At 53.6% G+C, this 23,809-nt stretch carries 23 protein-coding genes; 5 read left to right on the forward strand and 18 right to left on the reverse strand.

Annotation, left to right across the window (positions count from 1 at the left end):
- The 3 genes from AC4FIC_RS07465 to purL form a co-directional block, all read right to left on the reverse strand.
- On the reverse strand, window positions 1–1,156 hold a 1,156-nt coding region (locus AC4FIC_RS07465), incomplete at its 3' end, for a S1 family peptidase (RefSeq protein WP_273284017.1).
- Window positions 1,157–1,306: 150 nt separating this feature from the next.
- Window positions 1,307–1,657, reverse strand: a complete 351-nt coding sequence (locus tag AC4FIC_RS07470; RefSeq protein WP_287420325.1) for a hypothetical protein — start codon at window positions 1,655–1,657, stop codon at window positions 1,307–1,309.
- A 52-nt stretch (window positions 1,658–1,709) separates the two neighbouring features.
- Entirely contained in the window at window positions 1,710–5,651 is a 3,942-nt protein-coding gene (gene purL / locus AC4FIC_RS07475) for a phosphoribosylformylglycinamidine synthase (RefSeq protein WP_100257981.1), read from the reverse strand.
- 145 nt (window positions 5,652–5,796) lie between these two features.
- Here purL and mltF point away from each other — a divergent pair, with 145 nt between their 5' ends.
- Complete coding sequence (gene mltF, locus AC4FIC_RS07480) at window positions 5,797–7,203, forward strand: membrane-bound lytic murein transglycosylase MltF (RefSeq protein WP_158524383.1); 1,407 nt, start codon at window positions 5,797–5,799, stop codon at window positions 7,201–7,203.
- A gap of 41 nt (window positions 7,204–7,244) precedes the next feature.
- Here the strand turns inward: mltF and AC4FIC_RS07485 are convergent, their stop codons facing one another.
- Together AC4FIC_RS07485 and purU are read right to left on the reverse strand one after the other, a co-directional pair.
- The gene (locus AC4FIC_RS07485; protein WP_100257983.1) at window positions 7,245–8,120 is read right to left on the reverse strand and encodes a hypothetical protein; all 876 of its coding nucleotides are present in this window, start codon (window positions 8,118–8,120) and stop codon (window positions 7,245–7,247) included.
- Window positions 8,117–8,971 (reverse strand): formyltetrahydrofolate deformylase, encoded by an 855-nt coding sequence (purU, locus tag AC4FIC_RS07490; protein ID WP_100257984.1) that lies wholly within the window; start codon window positions 8,969–8,971, stop codon window positions 8,117–8,119. Before purU ends, AC4FIC_RS07485 begins: the two co-directional genes overlap by 4 nt.
- A 235-nt stretch (window positions 8,972–9,206) precedes the next feature.
- On the opposite strand from purU, the gene AC4FIC_RS07495 reads away from it, so the two are divergent.
- Both AC4FIC_RS07495 and AC4FIC_RS07500 read left to right on the forward strand, forming a co-directional pair.
- The gene (locus AC4FIC_RS07495; protein WP_100257985.1) at window positions 9,207–9,614 is read left to right on the forward strand and encodes a TraR/DksA family transcriptional regulator; all 408 of its coding nucleotides are present in this window, start codon (window positions 9,207–9,209) and stop codon (window positions 9,612–9,614) included.
- 155 nt (window positions 9,615–9,769) lie between these two features.
- The gene (locus tag AC4FIC_RS07500; RefSeq protein WP_100257986.1) at window positions 9,770–10,186 is read left to right on the forward strand and encodes a hypothetical protein; all 417 of its coding nucleotides are present in this window, start codon (window positions 9,770–9,772) and stop codon (window positions 10,184–10,186) included.
- A 30-nt stretch (window positions 10,187–10,216) separates the two neighbouring features.
- Here AC4FIC_RS07500 and AC4FIC_RS07505 read toward each other — a convergent pair whose 3' ends face one another.
- Window positions 10,217–10,576: a response regulator gene (locus AC4FIC_RS07505; protein ID WP_100257987.1), complete on the reverse strand. Its 360-nt coding sequence runs from the start codon at window positions 10,574–10,576 to the stop codon at window positions 10,217–10,219.
- A 283-nt stretch (window positions 10,577–10,859) separates the two neighbouring features.
- On the opposite strand from AC4FIC_RS07505, the gene AC4FIC_RS07510 reads away from it, so the two are divergent.
- On the forward strand, window positions 10,860–11,255 hold the full coding sequence (locus AC4FIC_RS07510) for a TetR/AcrR family transcriptional regulator (protein ID WP_100257988.1): 396 nt from the start codon (window positions 10,860–10,862) through the stop codon (window positions 11,253–11,255).
- A 12-nt stretch (window positions 11,256–11,267) separates the two neighbouring features.
- On the opposite strand, the gene dinB is transcribed toward AC4FIC_RS07510, so the two are convergent.
- From dinB to AC4FIC_RS07570, 12 genes are all read right to left on the reverse strand, one after another.
- Window positions 11,268–12,338, reverse strand: coding sequence for a DNA polymerase IV (gene dinB / locus AC4FIC_RS07515; RefSeq protein WP_100257989.1), 1,071 nt, complete (start codon window positions 12,336–12,338; stop codon window positions 11,268–11,270).
- A gap of 91 nt (window positions 12,339–12,429) precedes the next feature.
- Window positions 12,430–13,074, reverse strand: coding sequence for a lipoyl(octanoyl) transferase LipB (gene lipB / locus AC4FIC_RS07520; RefSeq protein WP_100257990.1), 645 nt, complete (start codon window positions 13,072–13,074; stop codon window positions 12,430–12,432).
- The gene (locus tag AC4FIC_RS07525; RefSeq protein ID WP_100257991.1) at window positions 13,071–13,349 is read right to left on the reverse strand and encodes a YbeD family protein; all 279 of its coding nucleotides are present in this window, start codon (window positions 13,347–13,349) and stop codon (window positions 13,071–13,073) included. Before AC4FIC_RS07525 ends, lipB begins: the two co-directional genes overlap by 4 nt.
- Before the next feature lie 14 nt (window positions 13,350–13,363).
- Window positions 13,364–14,536 (reverse strand): D-alanyl-D-alanine carboxypeptidase family protein, encoded by a 1,173-nt coding sequence (locus tag AC4FIC_RS07530; protein WP_273284009.1) that lies wholly within the window; start codon window positions 14,534–14,536, stop codon window positions 13,364–13,366.
- Between the two features lie 133 nt (window positions 14,537–14,669).
- Window positions 14,670–15,536: a septal ring lytic transglycosylase RlpA family protein gene (locus AC4FIC_RS07535; protein WP_100257993.1), complete on the reverse strand. Its 867-nt coding sequence runs from the start codon at window positions 15,534–15,536 to the stop codon at window positions 14,670–14,672.
- A gap of 13 nt (window positions 15,537–15,549) precedes the next feature.
- Entirely contained in the window at window positions 15,550–16,509 is a 960-nt protein-coding gene (gene mltB / locus AC4FIC_RS07540; RefSeq protein WP_100257994.1) for a lytic murein transglycosylase B, read from the reverse strand.
- 38 nt (window positions 16,510–16,547) lie between these two features.
- Window positions 16,548–17,678 carry a rod shape-determining protein RodA gene (rodA, locus tag AC4FIC_RS07545; RefSeq protein WP_100257995.1) on the reverse strand — a complete coding sequence of 377 codons (1,131 nt, stop codon included), beginning with the start codon at window positions 17,676–17,678 and terminating at the stop codon, window positions 16,548–16,550.
- Complete coding sequence (mrdA, locus tag AC4FIC_RS07550; protein WP_100257996.1) at window positions 17,668–19,521, reverse strand: penicillin-binding protein 2; 1,854 nt, start codon at window positions 19,519–19,521, stop codon at window positions 17,668–17,670. Before mrdA ends, rodA begins: the two co-directional genes overlap by 11 nt.
- Window positions 19,522–19,538: 17 nt before the next feature.
- Window positions 19,539–20,006 (reverse strand): 23S rRNA (pseudouridine(1915)-N(3))-methyltransferase RlmH, encoded by a 468-nt coding sequence (gene rlmH, locus AC4FIC_RS07555; protein WP_100257997.1) that lies wholly within the window; start codon window positions 20,004–20,006, stop codon window positions 19,539–19,541.
- Window positions 20,007–20,016: 10 nt separating this feature from the next.
- Window positions 20,017–20,385, reverse strand: coding sequence for a ribosome silencing factor (gene rsfS, locus AC4FIC_RS07560; RefSeq protein ID WP_100257998.1), 369 nt, complete (start codon window positions 20,383–20,385; stop codon window positions 20,017–20,019).
- Window positions 20,375–21,046 carry a nicotinate (nicotinamide) nucleotide adenylyltransferase gene (gene nadD / locus AC4FIC_RS07565; protein ID WP_100257999.1) on the reverse strand — a complete coding sequence of 224 codons (672 nt, stop codon included), beginning with the start codon at window positions 21,044–21,046 and terminating at the stop codon, window positions 20,375–20,377. The genes rsfS and nadD overlap by 11 nt, the downstream gene beginning before the upstream one ends.
- Window positions 21,036–22,301 carry a glutamate-5-semialdehyde dehydrogenase gene (locus tag AC4FIC_RS07570; protein WP_227003690.1) on the reverse strand — a complete coding sequence of 422 codons (1,266 nt, stop codon included), beginning with the start codon at window positions 22,299–22,301 and terminating at the stop codon, window positions 21,036–21,038. Before AC4FIC_RS07570 ends, nadD begins: the two co-directional genes overlap by 11 nt.
- 180 nt (window positions 22,302–22,481) lie before the next feature.
- On the opposite strand from AC4FIC_RS07570, the gene AC4FIC_RS07575 reads away from it, so the two are divergent.
- Window positions 22,482–23,753, forward strand: a complete 1,272-nt coding sequence (locus AC4FIC_RS07575) for a DedA family protein (protein WP_100258001.1) — start codon at window positions 22,482–22,484, stop codon at window positions 23,751–23,753.
- The last annotated feature ends 56 nt before the right edge of the window (window positions 23,754–23,809 follow it).

Below are 23,809 nucleotides of genomic sequence, written 5' to 3' on the forward strand. Positions count from 1 at the left end.
TTTTTCTCCATAACAGTCCGGTACTGGCCAACAGCAGCCAAAGGCTCAAGCTGCCACCTAATCTATTAATGGTGCCGTCTTCCGCCACGGTGGCCACGGTCACCTCGCAGCTATTGGTCAAGGCAACGCGTTGGGTTGAACCGCGCGGTGCATAAAACGGCGTTCGGTCTTGTGGGGCAAGATTACGCGGTACCGCGACATTGGCACTGCGAATCTCAATCATCTCGTCATTTATCCATTCTTTGAGCGCAAAAACATCGCTATACACCCCATAATTGCCGGCAACGCTAGAACCACAATGAAGTGGTCCGAAGGACACCACACCCAGCAGCGTGTTGGTTAGGGGGTTAAACAGGGGTCCGCCACTGTCACCTTGACAGGAGTCGCGACTCGGATCGCCGGCGCAGACCATGGTTGCACTATTAAATGCCGGCTCTGCTTGCTGACAAACAGCGTCGCTGCGGGGGGTGATATTCACTTCCAGCAGCGCGGGGCTGCCTTCGAAGGAATCGAGGGTGTCAGACAGGGTATCGCCGTGACCCAGCACCCTCACCGAATACTCATCGCTACCGGCCGCCAGGCTGGCAAATTCATCGGTGGACTGGGGCAGATTGATGGCACTGTTGGTCGGGCTGGTGGTGAGCTGGATCAGGGCGATGTCGTTGGTATACTGCCTTGCACTGTAACCCTCATGGATGATCGTGCTGGCTGCTCGGAGCAATTGACTGTCATCACCGCTAAAGGCCACCCACCCGGTGTAATGGTAGCCGGCGACACATTCTTCTTTGCTCGCCCGAGTAACACAGCCATAGTCGGCCGCGCCAAGCTCATCAAAACAGTATTCGTATTGCATCAGTGCCGAGTTATCGCCCACCAGCAGCATGAAATCGTCTACTTCAAGTCCCTTTAAACAATGGGCTGCGGTGACTACGGTGCCCGCCCCTAGATAGCTGCCCCCACAGATCGGGTTCCAATGAAACTCACCGGGTGCCCACTCATATTTGGTCATCAGGGTGACAAAAGAATCGCTCCCCGAACCGGCTGCTTGGCCATTGATAATGCGCGACTGGGGCGCCTCGGTCGAGCGAATTTCTGCATTGGCGAAGGTACAGGTGAGCACCAACAGCATGGCACATTGCAGGGTAAATAGTCTCATCGGGCGGCTCCGTGGTCAATTTGCAATGCTAAACCATAGTTTAGCCCGTTGCGAGCAAAGTAGCGGCCGAAATTGAAACGAGTTTAATTATTGGTCGGGGTTTGGGGTTTAAACGTTGGTCGGGGTTTGGGGTTTAAACGTTGGTCGGCCTTAAAAGCTGCGCGCTCCGGCCTGCTCGATTTGATGTAACAAAAAGCGAATCTTGATTAACCCAGCTTCCGTCAGCCGAACTGGACCCTCGCGCGCGCGCAGACCGTATTGCTCCTGGACCTGATTGCAGCGCTGGCGCAGCGCATCGAGGGCAGCATCGTGGCGTATCGGCATGGCTAAAAACAGGGTCCACTCCGGTTCCGCTAGCTGCTGCTCGAGCAAACGAGTGAGCAAACCTTGGATCTGATCGATATCGGGCCGGTACACCGGGGCCTTGCCAAAGGTGAACAGGAGTCCCACGCCAACGAGCACCAGCAGGGTTAACGCACATAGGACCACTAATTCGATCATATTCAGCCTCGTTCTAACCCGCTATCAACCCGCTATACAAGGCCAGATCGATCTACCCTAACCAGACGCGAGAGTTGCGAAACATCCGCAGCCAGGCGCCATCTTCTTGCCAATTGCTCGGCTGCCAAGAGTTGGTGACCGTGCGAAAGACCCGTTCTGGATGCGGCATCATAATACTGATCCGACCGTCTGGCGTGGTAAAGCCATTCATTCCGGCCGCAGACCCGTTCGGATTTAACGGGTAAGACTCGGTGACCCGGCCTTGGTTATCGATATAACGTAGCGCAACCAGACCACTGTTGAGCGCCTGATCCAGGTGCTGGGCATCGCGAAATTCCGCCAAACCCTCACCATGGGCGACCACGATCGGCAATTTTGAACCGGCCATACCAGCCAGAAAGATCGATGGCGACTGCGGAATCTCGACCATCACGGTGCGCGCTTCAAACTGTTCCGATTGGTTACGCACGAAATGCGGCCAAAGATCGGAACCGGGGATGATCTCACGCAAATTGGACAGCATCTGGCAACCGTTGCAGACGCCCAGAGCAAAGTTATTCGACCCGGCAAAGAAGGTTTCAAACTGCTTTTTGGCCGACTCATTAAAGCGTATCGATTTGGCCCAGCCCTCGCCGGCACCGAGCACATCACCGTAGGAGAAGCCTCCACAGGCCACTAAGCCGTTAAAGTCCTGCAACTTGACCCGTTGCGCCAGTATGTCGCTCATATGGACATCGACCGAGTCGAAGCCGGCGCGATCAAAGGCTGCCGCCATCTCAATTTGGCCATTGACGCCCTGTTCGCGCAGTACCGCCACCTTGGGCCGTACACCAGTGCTGATATAGGGTGCACTAATGTCGGCGTTCAAATCGAAGCTCAACGACTCGAACAGGCCTGGGTCGTTGGCATCGAGCCAGCGATCGTATTCTTGCTGTGCGCAATCCTGATTGTCACGCAAAGCCTGCATCCGGTAACTGGTCTCGCTCCACTGACGCAGTATATGGGTGCGGGGTTTGACATAGAATTCATCCCCGCCGGCCAACACACGGACGAAATCGTCATCGTTCGGCTGACCGATAACGGCCGTACAGTCACCCAAGCCAGCAGCGGTAAATTGCGCTAACACCGCCTCGGTATCGCCCCGCCGAATCTGGATAACCGCGCCCAGCTCCTCGGCAAACAAAGCGGCAATGGGGTCGTTATCGGAGAAGCGGTCGGTGTCGATATCGATACCGGTGCGACCGGCAAACGCCATCTCGACCAGGGTCGCAAAGACGCCACCGTCGGAACGGTCGTGATAGGCCAGGATCAGCTTGTCGCCGAGCAGACCTTGAATCACGGCCCAGAAAGCTTTTAAATCGTCGCTGTCGTCAACATCCGGCGCGACGTCGCCGACCTTGCGGTAGACCTGGGCCAACGCACTGCCGCCGAGCCGATTTTGCCCGCGACCGAGGTCGATCAGCACTATATCGGTCTGGCCGGCGTCGGTTTTAAATTGCGGGGTCACACTCAGGCGGACATCGGTGACCGGGGCAATACCGGTGATCACTACGCTCATGGGCGCAGTAACCGACTTGGTCTTGCCGTCGTCTTGCCAGGTGGTGCGCATCGACATCGAATCCTTGCCGACCGGGATGGTCAGATCCAAGGCCGGACAAAGCTCCAGGCCAACCGCTTTAACCGTATCGTAGAGCGCCTCGTCTTCACCGGGATGGCCTGCTGCAGCCATCCAGTTGGCCGATAAGCGGACTTTTCTCATCTCGCCGATGGCGCTGGAGGCCAAGTTAGTCAGGGTCTCCGCCACAGCCAATCGGCCTGAGGCCGCCGGGTTGATCAACGCGACTGGGGTTCGTTCACCCATGGCCAGGGCTTCACCGGTGAAGCCTTGGAAACCGGTGGTGGTTACCGCGGCATCGGCCACGGGGATTTGCCATGGGCCGACCATCTGATCGCGCACGACCATACCGGTGATCGAACGATCGCCGATAGTGATCAAAAAGCCTTTACTGGCTACCGACGGCAGGCGCATAACCCGGTCCACCGCCTCATTGATCTTGATATTGCGGGTTGAAAAGGCATCCTTTGCGAACGGCTGACGATTAAAGGATCGGGACATCTTAGGCGGCTTGCCCAAGAGCACATCCAGGGGCATATCGACGGCGTTGTTGTCGAAGTGACGATCGGCGACGGTCAGTTGACGATCATCGGTCGCCGTGCCAATCACGGCAAAGGGACAGCGCTCGCGTTCACAGATGGCGGTGAAAGTAGCCAATTGTTCCGGCGTGACGGCCAACACATAGCGTTCTTGCGATTCGTTACACCAGACCGCCAAGGGCGGCATACCCGGTTCGTCGTTGGGGATGTCGCGCAGTTCAAAGCGCCCGCCCCGGCCGCCATCGGCGACTAACTCCGGAAAGGCGTTGGATAGACCGCCCGCGCCGACATCGTGGATAAAGGCGAGCGGGTTTTGTGCGCCCAGTTCCCAGCAGCGATCGATCACTTCCTGGCAGCGACGCTCCATCTCTGGATTAGGCCGTTGCACCGAGGCGAAATCCAAGTCTTCATTGCCTTCGGCGCTATCGACCGACGACGCGGCGCCACCACCCAAGCCAATTTGCATGGCAGGACCACCCAAGACGATCAGTTGGGCGCCGACCGGAATGGCATCCCAAGCCTTGTCGACATGTTCTTCTTTGATGTTGCCATAGCCGCCAGCGATCATAATCGGCTTATGGTAGCCGCGTACCTCGGTGCCATTGGCGCCGGGCACCGACTGCTCAAAGGTTCTGAAATAGCCGGTCAGGTTGGGCCGGCCAAATTCGTTATTAAAGGCGGCGCCACCGAGCGGACCATCGAGCATAATATCCAAAGCGCTGACGATGCGACCGGGTTTGCCATAGCTGCTTTCCCATGGCTGTTCGAAGCCCGGAATACGCAGATCGGACACGCTGAAACCGGACAGTCCGGCCTTAGGCTTACCGCCCGCCCCGGTGGCGCCCTCATCGCGAATCTCACCACCGGAACCGGTTGCCGCGCCGGCAAAGGGTGCGATCGCCGTGGGATGGTTATGGGTTTCAACCTTAAACAGAATATGGACGTTCTCTTCATGATAGCGATAGTGCTGATCTTGATCTGGATAATATCGGCCGGCCTTAAAACCCTCTATAACTGAGGCGTTGTCCTTATAGGCCGATAAAACCCCAGCACTGTTGTGCTGATAGGTGTTTTTGATCATTTTAAACAGCGACCAGGGCGAGGCTTCGCCATCGATGGTCCAGTCGGCATTGAATATTTTGTGCCGGCAATGCTCGGAGTTGGCTTGGGCAAACATCATCAGCTCGGCATCGGACGGGTCACGCGCCAAGCCCTGATAGGCCTGAACCAGATAGTCGATCTCATCATCCGCCAAGGCCATGCCCAGACGTTTGTTGGCCTCAACCAAGGCCACTCGGCCTTCAGTAAGAATGGCCACTGTGCCCAGCGGGGCGGGCTCATGCTGAGCAAACAGATCGGCTTCGACCGGCTCGGCAAAATAAGGCGTTTCCGTCATCCGGTCGTAGAGCGCAGTGGCGGCCAACTTGAGTTCGCCGGCACTGAGGGCTTCGGTCCCGACCAGCCAGTAGCGCACGCCGCGTTCGATCCGGCTGACACTCTGCAGCGCGCTGTTATGAGCGATATCGGTTGCCTTGGTGGCCCAGGGCGAAATGGTACCCAGGCGCGGCGTGACCCAAACCGACTGACCCAGACTGCGTATGTCCTTGGGTGCCAGCTGCTGCGCCTCAGCTGCCTGCTGGCCAGCGTCTTGCGACGGGCCGTAATGCAGCAATTGCGCCAATACCGACTCCTCGGCAGCGGACAAGGATTGAGATACAGCGACAAAGTGGACGAATTCAGCGTATACATCTGTTATCGTCGGCAAAATTGTTTGTATTTTAACGGTGAGCCGTTGTCGGCGAAATTGGGACAAAGCGGCGTTGCCAGATAGCGTCAGCATCAATCAGAACCTGTATCGACTATTGAAAGGAAAGGGGTGGTAAAATCGGGCGGTATAGTAATGGATTTTAGCCTGAAATGGCAGTTGCGATCGTATTGAAGTGAGTCCTATGAGATTTTATTGGCTTAGCCCGTTCCGAAACGGGTTGAAAATATTAGTTTTGATGCTAATCGTCAGCACAATCGGGGTCTTTATTGCCCAGGGTGTGCAGTGGCGTAATCATCTGCAGCGTATTGAGAGTCGCGGCAAGCTAATCGTCGCCGTGCGTGAAAGCGAGGGCATATTCTGGGCCAATGGCCAGGAGTTTATCGGCTTCGAAAAGGATCTCATTGCTGAGCTCGAACGCGAGCTCGATATGCCGATTCAAGTATTTGCCGTTCGCGACCTCGACGACCTATATGGCGCTTTGGCCGCCGGCGCGGTCGATATGGCGCTGTCGGGTACCAGCTTCGGCACACACGATGTAATAGCCAGTCGCCCCTATGCGATGACTCGAATTGGCTTGGTGCACCCTAAAACGCGCAATATTGCCGACAACCCCGACCTGGAGTCTGTGCGGACCGGCCTACTCGATCCGCTGGGTCATCAAGACGCCACCAAGCTAATCGACAACCCGCCGCAAGCAAGCGCCGTCTATGATGCCGGGCGCATCAGTGCGGAACTGTTCACCCTAGTGGAGATGCAAGACCTCGATCAGGTGTTAGTCGATGAGCGGGACTTTCAGTTGCAGCAGAGTGTCTTCCCAGACCTACAATTTAGCGCCCTGGACTTGCCCGCGCGACCGATCAGTGTGCTGTTTAATCCGAGGGAAGATGGCACCCTTCTGACTCAGATCGATGAGGCCCTCGAACTGTTTGACGGCAGCGGCTTACTGGGCCAAATGACCGATCGTTACTTCGGCGACGCATTGGAATTTGATTATGTCGACAACCTGACCTTTGAAAAACATTTGACCGCCCGCCTGCCCACTTATCTGTCTAAGTTTAAATTTTATGCCGACCTGCAGGGCCTCGATTGGCGACTGCTCGCCGCCCAGGCGTATCAGGAGAGTCACTTGCGCGCCAATGCCCGCTCACCCACTGGCGTTCGGGGGCTGATGATGATCACCCTAGATACTGCCAAGGAGATGGGTATCACGGATCGACTGGATCCTGACCAGAGCATCAAGGCCGGTGCCCGGTATATTACCACGCTCAAGAATCGGGTTCCGGCCGACATTCCGGAACCTGACCGAACCTGGTTTGCCCTTGCCTCTTACAATGTTGGCGCCGGCCATGTTGAAGACGCCCGCAAGATTACCGAAAAGTTGGGCGATGACCCTGATCGCTGGATCGATGTGCGCAAACACTTACCGAAGTTGGCATTAAAGGATTATTACCCCTGGACTCGGTACGGTTATGCCCGCGGTGCTGAGCCGGTAGTATATGTCGCCAATATCAGACGCTTTTATAATCGAATAAAGAAAGAATATCCGCAGTTGGACGAGGCCGCCGAACCGGAGCGCCTCGAACAGCTACCAGACATCGACGTACCAGTGTTCCCCGGTCTCTAGAGCGTTGCCGGCGCTGTTGCAATGGCGTCGGCAGTGATGATTTAAAATCTAATCTGAAAACCGGTCGACCACAGCCAGTCTTGATCTGTGGGCAACCAATATATCTCAGAAAAACCGGTCACCGACTCCGATAGGCCTTGCTGGAGTCCCGCTGACCAGCGCCCGGCATCGGCACCTTGGACCCGATAGCCGACAAAGGTTTGTGTCGACTGGCCCTGGCTGCGCGCGCTGACATCCCATGCTAAGAGCTCATCCTGATAAAGCCAGAGCCCCGAAAGGGCCGAACTGCCCAGATTCCATGTCACCAGATTACCCCAGATGGGCGACCCATTGGGGACATTGCGGTAGGTTAGCGCGATAACCCCTTCTGGTGTGCGCACAACCGTGGCCGCGCTCCATTGAGTGTCCGGTTGGGTCTCATCAATCACCCACTGGCTGGTCACCATAAAGGTCTCACCCGAGGCGAAATCGACGCGCAACGCTCTGTTCTCACTGGCTTGCACCAGGCCACCAACCGCCAGACCCTTTTGGCTGCGCGACAGCAGGCTGGGCGACAGCTCGATCAAGAACGCCTGCTCGACCGTCGCCAAGCGCCCGCCACGCACACTCACCACTCCTTGACGCCAATTAAGATAGGCCTGGTGCTGACGCAGCACGACCGCGTCATCCTCGGCCAACGGATCAATAGCGACTTGCCACAGGCCGATCAGAGCGCTACTGCCTAAGGGCTCGGCCGCGGTTACGCCAAAGCGGCTCTCCGGCATGGCCAGCAGCCAATGACTGCCATCGGCCAAAGGGCGATCAAGATAGTCACCTTGAAACTGCAGCTGGCCACTCGGGCTCACCTCGGCAGCATGGGCCTGGATACTGGACAGCAAGGCTAAGAAAAAAACATAGACTGAATTGTGGGTTTTCAATTGAAGATAACCGTTTTATTGCCGTGTACCAAGACTCGGTCTTCCAAATGCCATCTAAGCCCGCGCGCCAGCACAGATTTTTCACAGTCCTTGCCTAGACGCACCATATCTTCAACCAAATCTCGATGGGTAATACGCACGACGTCTTGGTCAATAATCGGACCTGAATCCAGATCGGCGGTGACATAGTGGCAAGTCGCGCCAATCAATTTAACGCCGCGTTCATAGGCTTGGTGATAGGGACGGGCCCCGATAAAGGAGGGTAAAAAACTGTGATGTATATTAATAATCCTATTGGGGTAACTGTGGCAAAGTGCCGCGGGGATAATTTGCATATAACGGGCTAGCACGATGGAATCGATCTGGTGAGCGGCAATCAATCGCTCGATCTCGTCAAAATGCTCCTGTTTATTAGCCGGATCGACCGGAACATGAAAAAACGGAATGCCATGCCATTCTACCAAGCTGCGCAGATCGTCGTGATTCGAGATGACACAGGGGATATCACAGGGCAGATCGCCACTCTGCCAGCGATTAAGAATATCGGCCAAACAATGGCTGTCACGCGAGCACATTAGCGCGATGCGTTTGCTGCTGCCGGTGTCGGTGACTTGAAACGTCATGTTCAAATCCCGAGCGATGGGGGTAAATATTTCAGCGAGTTTTTCAACGCCAAAGGGCAAGGAGCTGGCCTTGATCTCGTTGCGCATAAAAAACCAGCCCTGGGCCAGATCCGCATGGTGATTTGCTTCTAAAATGCTACCATTATATTGTGCTAAGAGCCCCGAGACTCGTGCCACAATACCCACTCGATCGGGACAAGAAATTACCAGTCTTAACACACGCTCCATACCCACTAACTCCAGTGTCTTGATATATCAGGAAATTTTCTAAAAATCTGTTTTCAGAAAAGCCCTAATGATATATCATGCTGCGTCCTTTGACGACTGCATTGTAGCCAAGGCTTTTGGGCAGACGTCGATTACTATGCCGAGCGGGTACTGGTTTATTTAAACGAACATCGCGCCGTCACGCAGTGGCACAACGAACACTGCAGGCTTGCGCATAATATATGGGAAGATGGCTATGCTGACGCTAGAACAACTGTTGGCCGCTCCAGAAAAAGATTACATGAACTCAGGTCAACTTGAGTACTTTCGTGATCTACTAGCCACACAGGCGGCTGAAGTACGAGAATCACTGGCCAATGCGCGCCTGCAACTGGCAAGTTATGAAAATGAGCCGGATGAACTGGACAAAGCCAGCATCGAAGAAGAACGTAGGATGTCACTGCGTTTTCTGGATCGTCAAACTAAGTTATTGCCTAAAATTGACCAGGCAATAAAGCGTATCGACGATGGTGATTTTGGTTATTGCAAAATCACGGGTGAAGAGATTGGCATAAAACGCCTGTTGTTGCGTCCAACCGCCACACTTTGCGCGGAAGAAAAACAGCGCCAAGAAATGAAAGAACGAAACTATCGCGATCAATAGTATTAGTGCTCGCTTGATAAATCATCCTCGATTAGATCGGGGATTTTTTTTGTCTACTATTTGACCCGAGCTAACCCGAGAAGCTCCCACCAAGATTACGGCACGCCCTTTGCAAAGCTCAACTGTAGATCAATGCAAATCAGGGGCTAAGCGTAATGGAAATTAATACCGGGTCGATTCTGTCGTACCAGAAAAACCAAAATATGGCCGCCAATGTCGCCCAAAACGGGGCCGTGACCGCGGTAACGGGCGGCGCAGCCAATGCTCCAAGCCTGCAGTCTGACAATGTCAGCATCAGCAATAGGCGTGATATCTTTAACTGGGTAGCGGCCACCTTTCCGGTTTCAAGCCAAGAACCGGCAAGCATTAGCCGAGCCAGCCAGAGCCTATATGATTACCAGATTCTCAACTTTAGTGATCTGAGCACAATTAACCAGATGATCTCCGAGGATTCGGAGACCCCGATGATTAGCCGAATAGAGGCCAACCTACAAAACAGCATGTCGTATCAGCAACAGCAAAATCTGAGTCGTATCTATCAAGTCTTCAGGACGCTTGCCGCAGCAGAATAAAAACGGACAGGCTGGTACTTACAACCTGTGCTAGAGAAATTTCTGTATTTCAATCAGTAGGTCTTCCTCGTCAACCGGCTTTACCATAAACCCCCTAGCACCTTGGCGCTGACCCCAAACACGATCGGTCTCCTGGTCTTTGGTGGTGACCATTATTACCGGGATGTTCTTAGTCTCGGGATCCTGAGACAGTTTACGAGTGGCCTGAAAACCATTCAGCTCTGGCATTACCACATCCATCAAGACCAAATCCGGCTTGGCGCTTTTAGCCAGCGCAACACCACTGGCGCCGTCCTCGGCTACCAGGTAATCGAAACCGTTTTTTTCCAAAATCTTAGTAAAATGGGCAACCTGACTCGGTGAATCATCGACAATTAAAATGGTGGCCATGGAGATTTCCTTCTAAATCCTACTCATTAGACATTCTTATCCGCTGTAAAAAACTATAGCCATTGCCCGCCATTGTGCAACAACAGCACACCAAATTTGCCTCGCCGCAAAGATTATTTTGTTACCGCGGTTGCCGCGTTTGAACACCGTCGTGGTAATAAAAGTCGACTCGGTTGCCATCCTTTGCGTCACCTTGGTTACAAAAATAAACGCTCATAATTCGCGCTCGAACGAATCCACTGCTAAATTTTTAAAACGGTGTTATCAATAGAAGTAAACAACCATGATTAAAAAAGAAAACATTTTAATATCCGCACGCAAAGTCTTAACCGAACAGGGCATCGACAAACTATCACTGCGCAAAATTGCCGCAGAGGCCGGCTGTGCCGCACCCTCCATCTATTATTATTTTAAAAATAAACAGGAAATCGTCGCCGGCCTATGGGAAGAAATAGTGCCAAGCCTCGAAAGTAGCATCATGGACGCAGAAGATAAGTATCGGGCCTACGGCCAGTTTTGGCTGGCCCGACCCAATGATTTTAGACTATTTATTACCAATGCCGACTACTTCCCCTTTGTCGCGAAGACTGAGGCCTATAGTTCGCTGCGCAGCCAGTTGGCCGACAACCTGCATCGCTTGAACGGCCAACTGATGGAGCAAATTTACACCCAGGATTGATCGCACTGGCGGTTAAAGCGAATGCAACGGGCTCTCATTAGGGCCCCAGAGCGTCAATTGATCGGTCGAATCGGCTTCATTAAAGCGCACGCCTAGGCCGAGCAGCCGCACAGCCTTAGCGCTTTTGGCGCATGCTGCTTGCAAAAGCCGTTGGTAACTCTGGGCGTCTAATGCCCAGGGCCGCTCCATCGTGGTAGTGGTGAAATCATTGAAGCGAACTTTCACGAAGACACTTTTCAGCGGTGGACAGCTCTTATCATTAATACGTTTCATCAGCCCAGCATAGAGCTCGGGCAATTGCTTCAAGCACTCCTCTTCGCCGGCCAAATCGGTGGCGAAGGTGTGCTCGATACTCTGCGACTTGCGCGTTCCGGTGCGTCCCACGGCCCGTTCGTCGACCCCCCGTGAACGCTGATAGAGCCAAGGACCGCTCTTACCAAAGAACTGCACCAGCTTGGGCATAGACCATTGCTGCAGGTCACCACAGGTCTTGATTCCCATCTGATTGAGTCGCTCGTTGAATTTTTTCCCGACGCCCCATATTTTTTTCACCGGTAACGCGCTGACAAAATCATCGACCCGACGCGGAGGCACCACGAAAATGCCATTGGGCTTATTCCAGTCAGAGGCCACCTTGGCCAAAAATTTGTTGGTTGCCACGCCGGCCGACACGGTGATACCCACCTCGCGAAAAACCTCCGCGCGGATATGCTCGGCCAGTAAGGTGGCACTGCCGCCAAACCAAAGTGAGTCAGACACGTCGAGATAGGCCTCGTCGAGCGAAAGGGGTTCTACCAGATCGGCGTAGCGAGCAAAGATTGCCATCATCTGCTCAGACGCGGCGCGATAAATTTCGAAGCGATGGGGCTGAATAATAACCTGCGGGCACAAGGCCACGGCGCGCCTAGAGGGCATCGCGGAATGCAGACCGAAGGCCCGGGCCTCATAGTTACAGGTTGAGAGCACCGACCGTGAGCTTTGCCCGCCCACAGCCACAGGGTGTCCACGCAAATGAGGGAAATCACGCATCTCCAACGCGGCGTAGTAACAATCGCAGTCAATATGGATGATTTTACGTTGCATGGCAAAAATACTGTATGGGTATACAGCTATATTAGAGATATTAAGCCTGGGAGGCAAGCCTACGACTCAAACGGGGGGGGGCAACTGACGCTCAGTCCCAAACGGCGCGCATGCTGAGCAGCTCGCAGAAGGCCGCGACCCATTGCTGACTGATCAATACGAAATCGGGCGACTCAGTATAGTGGGCCATCTGGGTCATTTGCAGGCCGCTGTAACCGCAGGGATTGATGCGCAGAAAGGGAGTGAGATCCATATCGATATTGAGGGCCAAGCCGTGGAAGCTGCGGCCCTTCTTGATCCGCAAACCGAGCGAGCAAATTTTCTGCAGCCCGACATAGACCCCTGGTGCATCAGGCTTGGCAGCCGCGACAATACCATAGGGTTGCAGAGTGTTCACCACGCTCAGCTCGAGCGCACTGACCAGCTTTCGGACGTCGGAGCCGATACGACTCATATCGAGCAACACGTAGGCCACTAGCTGACCGGGCCCGTGATAGGTAATCTGGCCACCGCGATCGGCCTTGACCACCTCTATATCGCCTGGATCGAGCAGATGTTCCGCTTTGCCGGCCTGACCTTGGGTGAACACCGGTTCGTGTTCAACCAACCAGATTTCATCAACCGTGTTGGCGTCCCGCTCCAAGGTGAAGCTCTGCATTGCATGCCAGGTTTCACTATAGGGCACTCGGCCAAGAGTTCGGATGCGCACCCTATGCTCAGCCGTGCTGTCGATCATAGAACCATCTTTACCATTGGATTGACTTTTAACTCGTCAAACAGGAGCGTCAAATGGGCTTCCTGTTCGATTCGCATCCAAATTGTCAGACTGACAAAGCGGCCATTTTTACTCGGATTTTCACTAAAACTCTCAACGGTAACCGCCGGATCGTATTTCACTAACACGCCGGCGACAAACTGCTGATAATCAGGATGGGCGTCGCCCACCACCTTGATCAGATAGCGTTCACAGGGGAACTCAATTTTAGGCGCAGCGTCCAATTCGCGGGGCATCGGTACTCCTAGCGTCAAACGCTAAACAAGTTACTAATCAGTAACAAAATGTAATCCCATATGCGGGCAAAAAATCCGGCACGTTTTACCTCATGTAGGGCAATCAGGGGCTTGCGCGTGACTTCTTCACCGGCCACATAGACCACCAATTCGCCCAAGGTCTGGCCAACCTGAATCGGCGCCTTGATGGTTGGGTCAATGTTTAACTGTGTGGTTAGAGCGTCTTCCGTGCCACGGGCAATGGTCAGGGTCAAATTCTCGACCAAGCCGAGCGAGAGCGTTTTAACTTTGCCACCCCAGACACGGGCCGAATAAAGCTCAGTGTCGCCTTGGAAAGGCTCTGCGGTGCGAAAGAATCGAAAACCGTAGGTCAACAGTTTCTGTGTCTCTTGGGCGCGCGCGCCTTCGGAGCGCGTGCCCATGACGACACTGATTAGACGCATCCCATCACGTGTGGCCGAGGCCACTAAACAATAGCCTGCGGCATCGGTATGACCGGTTTTTAGGCCATCGACATCGGGATTGGTACCGAGCAAGCGGTTTCGATTAGGTTGCGGAGCAACCGGACCATAGGCGAAGCTGCGTTCAGAATAGATCGGATAAAATTCAGCATTTTCATAAATGATGGCCTTGGCTAGGAGGGCCAAATCATAGGCGGTTGAAAAGTGATCGATGCCATTTTTAGGCGACAAACCGTGGGAATTGGCGAAGGTGGTATTAATCATGCCCAACTTTAGAGCGTACTTATTCATCAGGTCGACAAACAGCTCCTCGCTGCCGGCAATATGCTCTGCCATAGCGACTGAGGCATCGTTGCCAGACGGGATCACGATTCCGCGCAACAGATCTTCGATGCTGACCATCTTGCCTTCTTGTATAAACATCCGCGAACCCTGCATGCGCCAAGCCTTCTCACTGACTAGGGTCTCATCACTGAGCTCCATGCGACCTTCGATGATTTCCCGCTCGGCTATATAGCTGGTCATCAACTTGGTCAGGCTGGCGGGCGCAATTCTTTCATGCTCGTTGTTCGCGACTAAGACCTGACCCGTTTCGGCATCGATCAACAAATAAGCCGTTGCTGCCAATTGCGGCGCCGCGGGGATAAGGGGTTCCGCGTGCAGCAATGACCCGAGAAGACTTGCGGCCACCAGACCGAAGGTTGTGATGTTTCGCTTAAAGTTCACACTGGTTTCCAAAATTCGATACGCATTGACACAAAATGGCCCGCTAACTGGTCAGCAGCAGACCCCAAAAAGAAACTCATTGTAGCAGCCGGGGGGGTATTTACACCCCCCAAGCTAATCTGTCCAACCTAGCCTAGGGCTTAGCAACGATTACCGGCTTGCCCATTTCACCATTAGCGTACTGCTGCTGCAGTTCAATGGCGCGGCTGTACTTGACTGGCCCGATGCGCACGCGATAAAAGTTGTCGCGAAAAACACCGACCTGATCAGATACTTCGCCGGATAAGGTATCGCGCATGGCATTTGCCCCTGTTTTTTCACTAAAGGCGCCGACTTGAACATAATAGGATGCACTGTCTAAAACGGAGCCGGCAATGGCTTCGACCCGGACTCGAGCCGTGCCCTTATCCTGAAAGCCCAGCTTCACGGCGCCGGCATAGGACATATCGATAATGCGCCCAGCATGGAACGGGCCCCGGTCATTAATCCGCACGTCGATCGACTTACCATTGTCTAAATTGGTCACGCGAACCCAACTGGGCAAGGGCAAGGTCTTATGGGCCGCACTGATCTTATTCATATCAAAACTTTCGCCATTGGAGGTCGCGTGGCCGTGAAATTTGGCACCGTACCAGGAGGCTAGACCCTCTTCACGATAGTTTTCAGCGCTGGAGAGAATCTTGTAACGCTTGTTGTTGACCGTGTAGGGGCTTTTATTGCCCTGTAAAGAGAGCGGTTCCATCCGGGCAGGGGTTTCCGTTATCTGATGCTCGGCAAGTGCAACCACAGGGGCTTTGTCCTGTGCAATGCTATAGCGGGATTGGCCTGCCGGCGCAGCGACCGCAGTTTGGGCGCTTGCTTTTGCCTTACTCGGCACAGTAGCGACACCACTGCCCTGCCCTTGGGCGATGTAGTCACTTGAACAGGCGCTGACCAGCACCAAAATGCCACTGGCTAGTAGCGTTCTAACACGATACTGGATGGGCATGAAATTGAACATAAATAGACCCTTATTACTTCTGCTCTAACGCTTCGGCGAGTTGAAAAACGGCCATGCTATAGGCGATGGCGCGATTGTAACGTGAAATAACCCAAAAATTTCGATAGCCGAGCCAATATTGGGTCCCCTCTTCGGCGTCGAGTCGAATCGGAAAGACCTGTGCCTCACCCGACTCCCGAATGGCGCTGAACCAACCCAGCTGTTCGACTTCCGCCAAGGTGCGACTGCGGTCAAAGGAATTGACCTTAACCGCCGAATTGGGATCTGTTACCGTGGCGCTTGAGACGATGGTGGCACCGGTACGCCAACCATTCTCATTGAGATAATTGGCCACCGAACCAATGGCATCATAGGGGTCGCTCCATATATCAATATCGCCGTCCTTGTCATGGTCGACCGCATAGGCCTGATAACTAGTGGGCATAAATTGGGGGTAGCCCGTAGCTCCAGCATAGGAGCCTTTGACTTTGAGCGGATCGAGCCCCTGTTCCCGAGCAATGACGAGAAAACGTATCCATTCGCGTTGAAAATAATCGGCCCGGCGACCCTCGGTCACCGCCAAACTGCCCAGAGAATTAAAGGTACCGTGACGACCACTGGATTGCCCATAGCGGCTCTCAATGCCAATAATAGCGACAATAATGCTCACTGGAACACCATACTCGGCCTCAGCACTGGCGAGCAACTCACTGTATTCGAGGGCGAATTTTTGGCCCTTGCGGATGGTGTCTTTACCGAGAAACATCGGTTTGTATTGGGCGTATTTTTTGGTGGTTTCTGCCGGCGCTGCCAGATTTCGACTCGGCGCCTCGCGATAGCTGCCGCTGATCATCCAGTTCTCGACCTGAGCACGGTCAAAGCCGTGTTCGGTAACCAGTATTTCAACCACCGCCTGAGTACGCGGAAATTCGGTAAAATCTTGCGCCGACAAGGAGCAAGACACAAACAAAAATACAGTCCAGGCAAATCGCATAACTACTACCTTGATACCAAGAATAAGACCATCATCGCTTAGACTCTGCGATGGGTGCTAATGGACATGAGAATGCCGAAACTGGCCAATAGTGTAACAATCGAAGTGCCCCCGTAACTAACCAAGGGCAAGGGTACGCCAACCACAGGTAATAACCCACTGACCATGCCGATATTTACAAAGACATAAATAAAGAAGGTCAGGGTTAAAGACCCTGCCAAGAGACGACAAAAATTGTCGCGCGCCTGGACCGAAATAATCAGGCCCCGGGCTATAATAATGACATAGATAGACAGTAAAAGCATAACCCCGACGAAGCCAAATTCCTCGCTCAAGACAGCGATAATAAAATCGGTATGGCTTTCGGGTAAGAAATCGAGTTGCGATTGGGTCCCCAACATATAACCCTTACCGGTCAACCCACCGGACCCGATCGCGGTCTTGCTTTGGATAATATTCCAACCGGCACCGAGGGGATCCGATTCAGGATTGATAAACGTCAGCACCCGCTGCTGTTGATATTCACGCAGCACGAACAACCACAATGCCGGCAAGGAACCGATCAACAATACCCCCGCAGCGATTATTAACTTCCAAGATAGACCGGCCAAAAATATAACAAAGATGCCTGAGGCTGCAATTAGAATTGAGGTTCCCAAGTCGGGCTGTTGCAGAATCAAAATTACGGGAATAAACAGCAATACCATTGCGATGGCTATCGTTAGTATTCGCGGCGGTAACGCCTGGCGCGACAGATACCAAGCCATAACGATAGGTAAAACGATCTTCATAATTTCCGCAGGCTGAAAGCGGAACACGCCCGGAATCACCAACCAACGTTGGGCGCCTTTGGCGCCGGCGCCTAAGACCAACACCGCCACCAGCAGCAGGACGCCAATTAGGTATACGCTGCCACTCCATTGTTGGAAAAACCGCGGATCGACTTGTGCCACGATGGCCATCGCAACAAAACCGATAAGCAGGCGCAGCCCCTGCCGATAAACGGACGGCCAATTGCCACCACTGGCACTGTATAGGATCACCAAACCAACAATCGATAGCGCCACCAAGCCCACCAACAAATAGATGTCGATATGAATTTTATGCCAAAAACCCAACCGTTTGGTAAAGCTGCTGTCCGTTGCCTGCCGACTGAAATCACTGCGCAATGGGGCTCTCCCGCAAAAGGTATTCGTCTTGTAGTGCACGCGCTATGGGAGCCGCAATCGAACTGCCGCCACCGCCGTGCTCGATCACGACCGCCAAGGCAATTTGCGGGTCATCGAAGGGTGCATAACTGATAAACAGGGCGTGGTCCTTGAGGTGATCCGGCACATCTCCGAGGGCGTCGCCGTTTTCATCGCGTTTAATTTCGGCTACCTGCGCGGTACCGCTCTTGCCAGCAAAACGATAGGGTGCTCCTATTGCCGCGCCGCGGGCCGTACCCTTCTTGCCGTAGAGAACTTCGGCCATGGCATCCTGCATCTTGGCCCAATTATTCGTGTCATTTAGCTCCACATCCGGCTGAGCCTGTTCTGGAATGGCAAGTAGGTCGGGCATGTTGCTGTATAGCATCAGGCGCGGCGTCGTCCAATGACCGTTGTTGGCAAAAACGCCAGTCGCAATTGCCAGCTGGGTTGGGGTGGCAAGCATATAGCCCTGGCCAATACCGAGATTGACCGTGTCGCCGGCATACCAGGAAAACCCATGCCGGTCTCTTTTCCATTCACGTGATGGATTAATGCCCGAGGCCGGATTGTAAATATCCCAGGAAGTGGTCTTGCCGAAACCGAACTCGTTAAGCATATTGTGAATCGGCTCTAACTTCATTTTGTAGGCCATTTCATAAAAATAGGTGTCAATCGACTCTTCAATGGCATCGGTCAGATTGACGATACCGTGGCCACCTCGCTTCCAATCGCGATAAATACGATCATCATTGGGAAGCTGAAACCAACCGTTGTCGTTGATGGTATAGGACCAGGTGGTAAAGCCCCCGTCGACGCCGGCCAAGCCAATGAAGGGCTTTATTGTCGAGGCGGCGGGGTACTGACCGCGTGTCGCCCGATTCAGAAAGGGTTTGGCCGGCGAATCCCGTAATACATTGTAAAGAACCGATGGGAAGCCGGTAACATAGAGATTAGGATCGAAACTCGGTTGACTCACTAGCGCCAGAATACCGCCTGTTTTCGGCTCTATGGCAACCACGGCACCGCGTTTGCCGGCCAATAGATCGAAAGCTTTTTGCTGTAAGGCGCGATCCAGCTGCAAATGAATATTCGCCCCGGGTATCGGCATTTTCTTGTCCAATACTTTTAGAATACGTCCGCGAGCGTTAGTTTCAACCCGTTGATAGCCAACCGTACCGAGCAACTCCTGTTCATACTGCGATTCGATGCCCTGCTTGCCGATGTAACGGATGCCGGCATAGGCACTGCTATCGAGATTAACCGTTTCCCGCTCGTTGATCCGGCCGACATACCCAAGGACATGCGCAAAGGCCTCGCCATAGGGATATTGGCGAATCAGTTCGGCCTCGACCAAGGAGCCGTCGAGGAAAAAACGATTCGCCGCCAGGGTGGCGATTTCATTATCACTGAGTTTTATTTTTAACGGTATAGGCTCATAAGGCCGCCGATACTGACCCAGACGTTTTTTAAACCGGCTAATTTGCTCATCGGATAATTCAATCAGCGCCCCAATCTCAAGCACTAGAGCATCAACATCCTTGGTACGTTCAGCGACGATGCTCAAGGTATGACTGGGCAAATTCCCGGCCAGCAATTCACCGTTACGGTCGTATATGAGACCCCGGGTCGGCGGGATCGCTAAGACTTCGAGGCGGTTTTGATCGGACAACAGGCTATGCTGTTCATGCTGAACAATCTGTAAGAAAAACAATCGGCACACTAGAATAATCAACATCAGGGCGACTAACACAAAGGCCACAGTCATACGCCGACTAAAGAGCCGGCGTTCGTATTCTTTGGTGTCTAATGATTTGCTAAACATAGTTATTTATATAGCCGCTACTTATGGTACGGGTGATTCTGACTGATACTCCAAGCGCGATACACTTGCTCCGCGAGCAGGACTCGAACCAGTGGATGTGGCAGGGTCAGGTTCGACAAGGACCAGCGTTGGTCAGCCCGTGCCAGGGCACGAGGATCGAGCCCGTCCGGACCGCCGATCAAAATAATGACATCCTTGGCCTGCTCACGCCAATGCTGTAGTTGACCCGATAACTGTTCCGTTGACCAGGCTTGACCGTGTAAATCAAGCGCGACAACGTGATCGGAATCGCGAATCGCAGCCAACATCGAGTCACCTTCTTGGGCGATAGCCTTCTCAGCAGGCTGATTTTTACCTCTATTGCCCAATGACAGGGTCACAAACTCAACCGGTAATTCCCGAGGCAGACGCTTTAAATAGTCACCTGCCCCATCATTTACCCATGCCGGCATTTTCGGACCCACAGCCAAGACTCTGATCTTCATAACCGCAACCTTACTCCGAGTCGGGCGTCAAACCAGACCAGAGTCGTTCCAGATCATACAGAGCACGGGCATCGGGCAGCATCACGTGCAAGACCAGATCGGTAAAATCCAACAAGACCCAATCAGAACCGCTCTCGCCTTCCTGGTGATTGGCAATAAAGCCAATGCCTTTTAGGTCATCTGCGACGCTGTTCACTACCGCGGCAATATGGCGAGTAGAGGTGCCGGATGCGATAACCAGGGTATCCATCAGTTGCGTTTGGGCACGTACGTCCAATACCTGAATATCGGTTGCCTTAATGTTTTCAAGCGCTTCGATCACCGCCTCGGTCAACTTGGCACCGTGGGCGTTTTTTTCTTTTAAGCTTTTATCGGTCATTTATACGTTCACTTTTGTCCAACCCTGCCGATTTTCGGTACAGGTTATGTTCGGTAATATAATTTTGAACGACCAACGGTACTGGCCAATTTTCAAAATCGTCTGTTTGCCGCAATTCACTTGAAGACAGGGGTATTTGCACACCCTGGTCTATCCAAAAGTGTCCGGCTTGTGCATTTAAAAAGTCTTGCTGGGTGCTACAGGCGGTTAGTGCCTGATGATAATCGATCGGGGTAGCCCCGGAGCGACTAAACACCCAAAATGAAATTTCGCTCGCCAGTTGTTCAAATTGACGCCACAACGGCAGACTGTTCCAGGCATCACTGCCGAGTACAAACACAATCTTATGCGCTGGCCATTGGGCTATCAGGCTGGCGATGGTATCGGCCGTATAGCTTGGCCCTAGGCGCTGTAGTTCTTGTCCATCAACCTGAATCCGGTCTCGATTTGGGCTTGTTTGCTGCCACAACTCCAACATTCGCAAGCGATGCTCGCTGTTGGCGGTCGCGCCATCCTTCAAGGCCGGAACCGAACAGGGTATTAGGCGTAGCTGAGCGACATCGGGCTCTGCCAGAACCCTATTACACACTGCCGCATGGCCAAGATGGAATGGATCAAAGGTGCCGCCGTAAACCGCCAATATGGGCCTATTAAGACTCACGTATCTGACCGTCTCCGAGCACTATATATTTCTGTGAGGTCAGACCGACCAAACCGACCGGCCCTCGGGCATGAATCTTATCAGTTGAAATGCCAATTTCGGCGCCTAGGCCATATTCAAAACCGTCAGCAAAGGCGGTAGAGGCATTAATCATCACCGACGCTGAGTCAACTTCACGCAGAAACCGCCGGCCAGAACTGTAGTTTTCGGTTACGATGCTATCGGTGTGATGGCTGCCATACATATTGATATGATCGATCGCCTGGTCCAAATTTGCGACCACCTTGATGGCAAGAATGGGCGCTAAGTATTCGGTAGCCCAGTCCTCTTGTGTCGCCGCTGAGCAATCAATGATTGCCTGCGTCTGCTCACAACCACGCAACTCGACACCCTTAGCGTCGAACTGTCGCTTCAACTCGGGCAGCAAAGCGTTGGCTTGGGTCGCTTCCAGCAAGAGCGTCTCCAAGGCGTTGCAGACACCATAGCGGCGCGTTTTGGCGTTAATCGCAATACGCACGGCCTTTTCGGGATCGGCGTTAACATCGATATAAACATGGCAGTTGCCATCCAAATGCTTAATCACCGGCACTCGGGCATCGGCTGAAACGCGTGCGATCAAACCTTTACCACCGCGCGGCACGATAACGTCGACATATTCGGGCATGGTGATCAGCTGGTGAACCGCGGCGCGATCGGTGGTCGCGACCACCTGCACGGCGGTCTCCGGCAAGCCACTGGCACGCAAGCCTTGCTGTATGCACAGGGCCAAGGCCGCATTGGACCGAATGGCTTCACTGCCACCGCGCAGGATAACGGCATTGCCCGACTTCAGACACAGACTGGCCGCTTCAATTGTTACATTAGGACGCGATTCATAGATGATGCCGATAACCCCCAGTGGCACACGCATTTTGCCAATCTGAATACCACTCGGTCGATAATCCAGCTCACTGATGCTGCCGATCGGGTCTGGTAAGGCCGCGACCTGCTCCAGCCCAACCACCATGGCGGCAATACGCGCCGGGGTGAGTTCCAGTCGATCGAGCAGCGCCGCACTTAAGCCCTTGGCACGGCCTGCGTCTAGATCGGCCTGATTGGCCGCCAACAAACTTTCTTGCATCTCAAGCACAGCCGCAGCGGTTGCCAGTAATGCACGATTTTTTTGCGCCGTTTCGCTTTTTGCCATCTGCGCCGATGCTGCTCGCGCCTGCTGGCCCAAAGTGGTCATATAGTCTATTAGTGTCGTGGAGGTCATTATTCTATTCTGGACTAGGATTACGGAACGCATTATACCTTGCTCTGTCGTTGACCTCTATGGCCATATTGCCTGCAAACTCAATTGCCGAGCCAATAAACTACCCTAAGTGGTAAATCCGCCCGACATCGGAATGCTAAGAGCGGTAAACTCCCCGCCGATTAACCTACTGAGTCTCCCATGAATTGGATTGCCGAATACCCTGCCTTGCTCCTAACGGCGCTTTGGCTAGTCGCGTTTTTAGAGTCCTTTGCCCTACTCGGCATCCTTGTGCCCGGCATAGTCTTGCTCTTTTCTCTATCGGCCCTGGCTAACCATATTGGCATTGGTCCTCTGGCCCTCTTGATCGCCGGCGGCACCGGTGCCCTGTGCGGCGACCTGATCAGTTTTTTTATTGGCTTCAGACTGAAAAATCGGCTCTATCAATGGTCCTGGGTGGCTCGACACAAAAATTGGATTCAACACGGGGAATGGTTTTTTCATCGTTGGGGATGGTTAAGCGTGATAATTGCCCGATTTCTCGGCCCATTGCGGCCGGTCATTCCGATGATCGCCGGCACCCTTGGCATGCCCGGCCGATTGTTCGCCCCGCTGAGCGCCGTGACGGCCTTGGCATGGGCGCCTGCCTATCTATTACCGGGTTATTACACCGGTGAACTCTCCCAATTATGGATATTGCAGCCACTCGGTACTCGCGCCCTTATCGTCTATGCGCTAACGACCATGGTAGCAACTGGCGGTGCGCTGGTAATCTATCACCACACCCACCCTGAACGACTCCATGGCCTCGGCTGGCTGACCCGTGAACAGGCTGACCGATGGCCCATCTCTGCACTGTTGTTGCTCGGTGTAACGACGGCGGCCTTCATGGCGCTGTGGGCATTGAGCCCCTTAAGCCAGGATTCATTGTTTTTAGATTACTCGGTCAGCTGGCATGGCGCAGACCTTTGGCTGGCCGCGACGGCCTTAACCAACAGCTCACTGGTCTACCTCGAGTTCGGCATGATAGCTATCTGGCTGGCCTTATCCGGGCAGGTTCGCTTGGCTTTTATGGCCGTCTCTGGCTTCTGCATACTGGTCATAACAAGCAGTCGGTTCGCCCGTCATTACTTGGTCGCCGACCAGGTTGAGGCATTTTTCGAACTAAGCCTACTGACCTTTTTTCTTGGCTTCTTGGCTAACCTGATCAACAACCCAAAGCATGGTTTACGGCGCTGGCCGGTCTATTTCGCCACCAGTCAGCTCATACTCTTGGCACTTGCAGGCCAATTGTCGGCTGGCAGATTGACGCTGTCCTCCTGTGGCCTAGCGTTGTTTATGGCGCTGTGCTTTAACGCTGTGCTCAGAGTTTGGTGGCGGACTCTAGATCTGCCGTATACCGACCGCACCCCAACGGCCCTAATGATTACGTTGCTTTTGCTCAACCTAAGCTTCTTGCTGCTGGCCAGCTAACTGCTCAGGCAGACGCAACATGGATCGTGGATCGAGCCTTCTAACGCTGGGCGGGA

This window comes from Reinekea sp. (genome assembly GCF_982785585.1).